The following is a 7,769-nucleotide window of genomic DNA, read 5'->3' as shown; positions in this document are numbered from 1 at the left end:
GATGCCGGTGAAGTGGCTGTATATCCTGAAAGACGGGACGCTGGTCCCGGCCAAGGCGGCAGGAACGGCGGGAGATGTGGAGGTGGTGGTGCCCCCGGCACGGCAGAAGACAGCGCAGGGGGACGCCAACACGGTAGTGGGACGGGTGGCATTTTGGACAGACGACGAGACGGCGAAGGTGAACATCAACACCGCTTCAGAGGGGACTTATTGGGATACGCCGGTATCCAATAGCCAGCCGGGTGGAGATCAGACGTATCTCGCCAACACCTACCAGACGCGAAATGAGACGACTTTCGAATGGGACTTGGCGGAACGGCAAGGCGCGCAGAAGGAATACCAGCGGTATCCCGGACATCCCGCCACGACCTGCCTCTCGACGATATTTGGCTCGCAGTTACTTCAAAAACCTGAAGTCGGTGGAGACAGAACCCTCATGGCGGAGGAAATATTTAAGATTATTCCCAGAGTCACGGGTGCCGAATACGATCCGAGTGACATTACCTATGCCAGTCCGACACGCGACTACTCCTCAAAGGCCGGGACTATTCGGGCCGGAGGTGGACAAACGAACGGAGAGGAAGAGGCTCACCCGGTGGTCCCGGACGGCGATCGCCTTTATGCGACGATCGACGAATTCTTATACAATCCAAACTTTGCCTCGACGCGTCGTCCTTGGACTTTGGCGCAGGCGGCGAGCAAACGGGATACGACCCGCGAGATGTTGGAAATGTCGAAATTTTTCCTGACTGCCAGCAGCAAATCCCCGGAGCAAAATCTATATAACCTGCCCCGAATCGCCATATGGCCCGAACGGACCTCCGATACACAACGAACAGCGTTCGACAAATTGATCGCTTTTTGCTCAACGGTTGGACCTAAAACAGATCCGAGTTCTCTACCCTACTATTTTACTCGTCAAAATGGCAATAGCACCACCGCAGACCTCTCCCCGCGCAATGTGGAACTGATGGCTTATTTGAAAGGTTTAACCGGCCGACCGGTGCCCGGGTGGGATCCCACTGGCTCGGCGACGAGGAGTTTCGCGGCAAAATACAGCGGGGGTGATCGGGACCAGATTCTTACTGAAATATTTGACTACATTCGGAGCACTAACTTGGCTGATAACTCGGATTCGACGGTCGCATCTTCCTATACTCAAATCGAGGCCTCGACAGCCTTTCCCAACGTCGTTGGATTTTTTGGACGAAGCAGTTCGCTTATTTTTCTTCCCGATGCCACTCACTCAACGCGCGGACAGGTAACGCCGATTGAAATGGCCGATGGAAGTCGTGGAATTGGTCGAATTATGACCATTTCCGAACTTGCGCTTATCGCGACCGCCAAGCGGACTGCGGATCAGACCAAGTCGAGAATCCAGATTGCCCTGGTGCCCAAGTTTTTCTCTCCAATGGCAGGCTATTCCGTAATGGCGAATGCCGTGCGCTTCACTTTTGATCCGATCAACATCACGGTATCGGATAAAAATGGCACGTACAATAAAAACCCGTTTTTGGGTGTAACCCAGCCGACAATCTATGACATCGGTCACATTCATGACCCCGATTCTTGGGTGTCCAGTTTTGGTGGATCAATCGGCTGGGCCAGTCTTTGCAATCTGGCTCCGGCTCCGGCAGGGACACCCGATGTGATCAACGGACGCAGTGGCAATCTTAGAAATGGACGTCCTGATTCCGCGCCCCCCACGGGTGAGATTATCCTGAACAAAGATCCCAACAATCGACTGACAATCGGGGGAACTGTAACGGTGACGGTAACATCACCGCCACAGCAAACCGCCACAAACACGACCGGCGAGCCGGTAATCCAGACGATTAAATTTAAGTTTCCACCGTTTACGATTCCGGTACCGGTTTATAAGAATATCTGGGGTTCTACCCGTGATGAAACGGGTACTGAAGGAGGACCCTATATTGTGGACGGCGGGACGGGCTCAAACAGGGTGGGAACGCGTTGGGAAAACGGGACGGAACACTATCTCGTTTCAGATGCAGATGCTGTGCGTTCGCTGGTCGCTACGGGTAACAATCTACAAGGAGACATGCGACTGATTGCGGCCCGGAAGGACGTGGATGAATCCTATTTTCAACCCAACAATCTCGCGGCGTATAATGACCCCACACTGATCAATGCAGGCGGTAAAAATACACCGACCAAAGCTACCCATAGTATGCGCCAGGGATTGCCTCATTTCGGAGCCTACAGGGACTTTGGCGCATTTGGATCCCTCGTTGCGGGCACAAGCATGCAATTCACGAACTACAATGATGCGGACGGGGTTCCCGACCTTCCCATTGGGATTGCTGGTGTCGTAAACAGTCTGGGGCAACCCGGCGACTGGGACAATGGTCCATTCATTATTCCTGATGGTCCATTCTGCAACAAGCCTGATGAGGGAACGCGCCGTCACCAGAGCGACCCCTACACGCCATACATTGGTTCGGATTACATTCATCAAGACTGGAATCTGCAACAAACGACGTTTTTTTCGCCGAATCGGATGCTGCCGTCTGCAGTGATGTTTGGCTCGCTACCGACGGGAGTGAAAAGCAATAAGCCCTGGCAGACGTTGCTCTTTCGCCCGACAAAGTCTTACCTACCCGGTGGGGCGAACCATCCAGGCAGCGCAAAGTGGGGGCCTCCCGACCATTTGCTGCTGGACTTGTTCTGGATGCCAGTTGTGGAGCCTTACGCAATCAGCGAACCCTTCGCCACAGCGGGCAAAATTAATCTCAACCAGCAGATCGCACCTTTCACAAACATCAAGCGCGATACCGGCCTGCGAGCGGTGATGAAATCGGTAAAGCTGACGGCCCTCAACCCCGATCAACCCGACCAGAATGGCACTGCCTTCATCCGAAACTACAAAACCATGGGGACGGGGCATGGCGGCGGACTTGGTGTCGCCACTCGCCGCAATATCGATCTCGAAAATACGCTCAAACAGATCAGTGATCGTCTGGCGAGAAACAAACCCTTCGTCTCTGCTTCGGAAATTTGTGACATTTCGCTTATCCCTCAGGACGTTCCGTTGGTCGGATCAATGCGGCCTCACGTCAGCGCTGGATTCACTCCAAGCACATCGCTTTCGAGCTTTGACTCACTTCTCGGGAGCTTTTGGGAGCGGCACAAACTGACCGGTGATAACAGCCTCGAAAAGCCGTATGCCTACATTTACCCGCGGTTGACGACGCGGTCGAACAGCTATACAGTACATGTGCGGGTGCAAACGCTGGCGCAGAATACGCGCAACAGTTCGTATATCCTCAAAGCCAGCCAGAGCCAACCGACCGGGGAGTTTCGCGGATCATTCCTGCTGGAGCGGTATCTGGATGCAAACTCGGCGACCATCGTGGATAGCGCCGGCAACCCGAAGGCGGTCCCGGCGAGTGGGGATACGACCGGCCTGGCGCTGGGGCCGTATCGCTTCCGTGTCGTCAGCAGCAAGCAGTTCGTTCCTTAAAACTAATCCACATATTACCCCCAGAAATAATCACCGCCGCGCATCCCCGCGGGGCCGAATTTGCTGACCTCCCTCTTATGAAAGTTTCGCTTCCCCAAGCCATGGCACATTCCGTAACCGGGCACAGAATTGGTGCCGCCCTGGTTATGACGCTCGGTATGTTGGTGTTGTTGTCCGGGGTGGTGTTGGCATTTTTGCTGATGGTAAAAACGGAGTATGGAGCCTCGAAAGCGTATGAGGGCGGGACCAACGCGCGGCTGCTGGCGGATTCGGCGCTAAACTTGGTGATTGGGCAGATTCGGGAGGCGTCAACGCAACCAGACCTGGCGTGGATTTCTCAGCCGGGGTTACTGCGCACCTTCGACACGAGCGGCAAGGCGGTGAAGAGCTACAAGCTGTATTCGGCTGACAGTTTGGTGGAAGACGGGAGCTTCGATCCGGCCAAGGGAGCGGATCTGCCGTCGGCGTCTGGGGCGAATTCATGGAAGACGCAGCCGGGTTTGTGGACGGACTTGAATCAACCGGCGGCAGACTTGGTGCGGACGGACCCGTTCGATTCAACGAAGAAGAAAAGATTGATGGTTTACCCGATCTTTGATGGCAATCACATCAACACGGCCGGACAGTTGTCTTTGAACAAGGACGGGAATCAGGATGTGGAAGGTCTCACGGTGGATCAGTTTTCCACGCGCGGCGTGACCATGCCGGTGAAGTGGCTCTATATATTGAAAGACGGCACCCTCGTTCCGGCTAAAGCATCGGGGACAGCGGGAGATGTGGAGGTGGTCGTGCCTACGGATCGGCAGAAGACGGCGCAGGGTGAAGCAAATACGGTGGTCGGGAGGGTGGCGTTTTGGGCTGACGACGAAACAGCAAAGGTGAATATCAACACAGCGGCGGAGGGAACCTTTTCCGACACTCCAGTGGGCAATTCCCAGCCGGGGATGGTTCTACCGGCGGTGAATTATCAAACATCCAACGACAGCACCTTTGAATGGGATCTGGCGGAGAGAATGGGAGCGCAAAAAGAGTATCAACGGTACCCCGGCCACCCGGCGACGACGTGTCTTTCGACGATCTTTGGCCGCCAGCTAACCCTTCTCGTGGGGAACACTGGAAACACTTCGACTGATCGCGCACTAATGATCGAGGAGATCAATAAGATGATTCCACGGGTTACTGGTGCGTACTATTCCGACCCGTTCTACAGCTATTCGGATTATGACTATTCGTCGAAAGGAGGAACCAAGCGAGCGGGGCCAGCGCAGGGACAGTTCAACCAAGGACAAAGTTCGCTGGATGAAACGACCTATCCGGTAGTTCCGGATGGAGACCGTCTTTATGCCTCGATTGATGAGTTCTTATTTTCTCCAATGTTCGCGACAACGCGGCGGGCATGGTCGCTGGCACCGCCGGCGAGTGCGCGGGACACGACGAGGGAGATGCTGGAAATTTCGAAGTTTTTTCTGACAGCGAACAGCAAGGCACCGGAACAGAACTCCTTTAACCTGCCCCGCATCTCAGTCTGGCCGGAACAGGTGGCCGATGCGCGTCGGACGGCAGTGGACAAACTGATCGCGTTTTGTGCAACGGTGGGTCCAAAGACGGGGACGAATACGTTGCCTTTTTACTTCACCCGGCAGGATGCGAATAGCCCGACAGCAGATGTCACGGGAACAAGTGGGGCCCGCAATCTGGCGCTGATGGCGTATCTCAAAGGACTGACCGCGCGGCAATATCCGGGTTGGAACTCGACGAAGACTTTCAAGGACAAGTATGGGGTGGATCGTGACCAAATCCTCACGGAGATATTTGATTACATCCGCTGCACAAACCTCGCGGACCGCTCGGATCCCAATGCTCCGGACTCTGCCTTTACGAATACGGTGGAGAATGGTGCCACCCAGGTTTTCCCTTCGGTTCCTTCGCTGGGGATGGGCTCGCGGGGGCAAGTGGCACCGATCGAAATGCCCGACGGCACGCGGGGCATGGGGCGGATCATCACGATCTCTGAACTCGCATTGGTCATGATCGGCAATAACGACAAGGTCGAATTTTCGCTCATTCCCAAGCTGTTCTCCCCCATGGCCGGCTTCTCCGCGCTGTCGATGGGGATGCGGATTACTTTTACCAAGATCGACATTGTTGTGAAAGACGCGAGCGGGGGGGCGGGGAGGAATCCATTCACGCAGGACGGGGTCACGGTTAGCAGCCAACCCACGCTTTACGACATCGGGCGCATGTCGAACGTCGAGGACAACGAGGGGAAGATCGGGGGCACCCTCGGCTTTCACTCGATCTGCGAGGGTGGGACGGGTAGGAAGCCGCAGAATCAGGGTTCGCCGTCGGAATCGGTGCCGCCTACCGGTGAGATGGCGGTGACAGGGAGCCAACTCACTATTTCCGGCACGGTGACAGCGGAGCTTTCGGTGACCAATCCAAGTTCGGGGCCCCGGAGTTCGGGTGAGCCGGTTTATCAAACGATTACCTTCAAGTTTCCCAGCCAGACGGTGCCGGTGCCAGGATCGGGTAACGAGATGGCCGCCGGAGGCACCGGGGCGAAATCCCGCGGGGGACGCATCGCTGGCGCGAACGGGGCTGGCATTGATGGCAATGACACCATCCGCTCGCTGGTCGCGGTGGGGAAAAATTTGCAGGGCGATATGCGCATCGTCGCCGCGACGAAAAACGTGGATGAGACGTATTTCCAACCCGCTCCAAATGGCGCTTATCAGGACAGTGCGCAGCGCAACAATCAAAACCATAGCCTGCGTTCGGGCTGGCCGGGGAATTACGCCGGGTCGGCCTTTGGTCAATTGGAAGCCTCCATAACTCAATATGGCGGTGAAGGTCAGCCGGACATCCCGGCTGGAATTAGCGGCGTCGTGAATTCTTTGGGCCAGCCGGGCGACTGGGACAATGGTCCGGCTTTCCTCCCGGACGGACCCTATTGTAACAAGCCCGATGAAGGAACTCGGAGGCATCAGCACGCGCAGGGCCCGTATGCCGAGGACTCCACGCCATACATCGGCTGGTGGTGGAATCCGCAGGACACCATGCAGCAGCAGACCACGTTTTTTTCCCCGAACCGGCTCATTTCCTCACCTGTAATGTTTGGTTCGCTGCCCACCGGAGTGAAGGCCTACAAGCCGTGGCAGACACTGCTTTTCCGTCCAGCCAAAGGGTATTTTCCGGGAGGGACCAACCATCCCGGCAGCGCCTCCGGAGGCGCGCCGCCGGATCACCTGCTGCTCGATCTTTTTTGGATGCCCGTAGCCGAGCCGTATGCGATCAGCGAACCATTTGCCACGGCGGGAAAGATCAACCTCAACCAGCAGATTGCGCCCTTCACCAACATCCGCCGCGACACCGGACTCCGTGCGGTGATGAAGTCGGTGAAGATCAGCGCCCTCAATCCAAATCAGCCCGATGGGGCCGGCGGAGTTTACAGCCAGCGCTACAAGCTTTGCGGGACGGTCGGTCTCGGCGGCAGTTCTGGCGGGGGACGCGGCGTGGTGACGCGGCGGAATATCGACCTCGACAACACCCTGAAACAAATCGCCGACCGCTACGCGACGAACAAGCCATTCGTGTCCGCGTCCGAGATTTGCGACATCCCACTCATTCCGCAGGATCTGCCCACGGTGGCGACAATGCAGCAGCATGTGAGCGTCGGGTTCAGTTCGACCACGCCCCTTTCGCAGTTCGACTCGCTGCTCGGGAGCTTCTGGTCGCAGCACAAACTGACCGGCGATAACAGCCTGGAAAGGCCGTATTCGCATATCTATCCACGTCTGACCACACGCTCGAATACCTACACAGTGCATGTGCGGGTGCAGATGCTGGCGCGCAACACACGAAATAGCGGCTACATCCTTAAGGCCAGCCAGAGCCAGCCGACCGGGGAGTTTCGCGGATCATTCCTGCTGGAGAGATATTTGGATGCAAACTCGGCGAGCATTGTGGACAGCGCCGGCACTCCGAAGGCGGTGCCGGCGAGTGGGGATACGACGAGCCTGGCCCTAGGGCCGTATCGCTTCCGCATCGTCAGCAGCAAGCAGTTCGTGCCTTGAGCTAAAAATGCCTTAGATTCTCCTATGCATACTACGCCTTTTCCCGAGCGAACCGCGGAGCAGCGAACCGCCGGAGCGGCGTTAGTGATGACGTTGGGGATGCTGGTGTTGTTATCGGGCGTGGTGCTGGCGTTTTTACTGACGGTGAAGACGGAGTATGGGGCGTCGAAGGCTTATGAAGGCGGGACCAATGCGCGGCTGCTGGCGGACTC

3 protein-coding genes are annotated in these 7,769 nt (G+C 56.5%); all 3 read left to right on the top strand.

Annotation, left to right across the window (positions count from 1 at the left end; all coding sequences use genetic code 11):
- The coding region (vccA, locus tag K8R57_07120) for a Verru_Chthon cassette protein A (protein MCE9588069.1) at positions 1-3,484 on the top strand (3,484 nt) is incomplete at its 5' end.
- 101 nt (positions 3,485-3,585) lie between these two features.
- Positions 3,586-7,557: a Verru_Chthon cassette protein A gene (vccA, locus tag K8R57_07115; GenBank protein ID MCE9588068.1), complete on the top strand. Its 3,972-nt coding sequence runs from the start codon at positions 3,586-3,588 to the stop codon at positions 7,555-7,557.
- A gap of 24 nt (positions 7,558-7,581) precedes the next feature.
- The coding region (locus K8R57_07110; protein MCE9588067.1) for a hypothetical protein at positions 7,582-7,769 on the top strand (188 nt) is incomplete at its 3' end.

The organism is Verrucomicrobiota bacterium (assembly GCA_021413925.1).
Lineage (GTDB): Bacteria > Verrucomicrobiota > Verrucomicrobiia > Chthoniobacterales > UBA6821 > UBA6821.
This window is presented reverse-complemented; position numbering and strand designations above follow the sequence as displayed.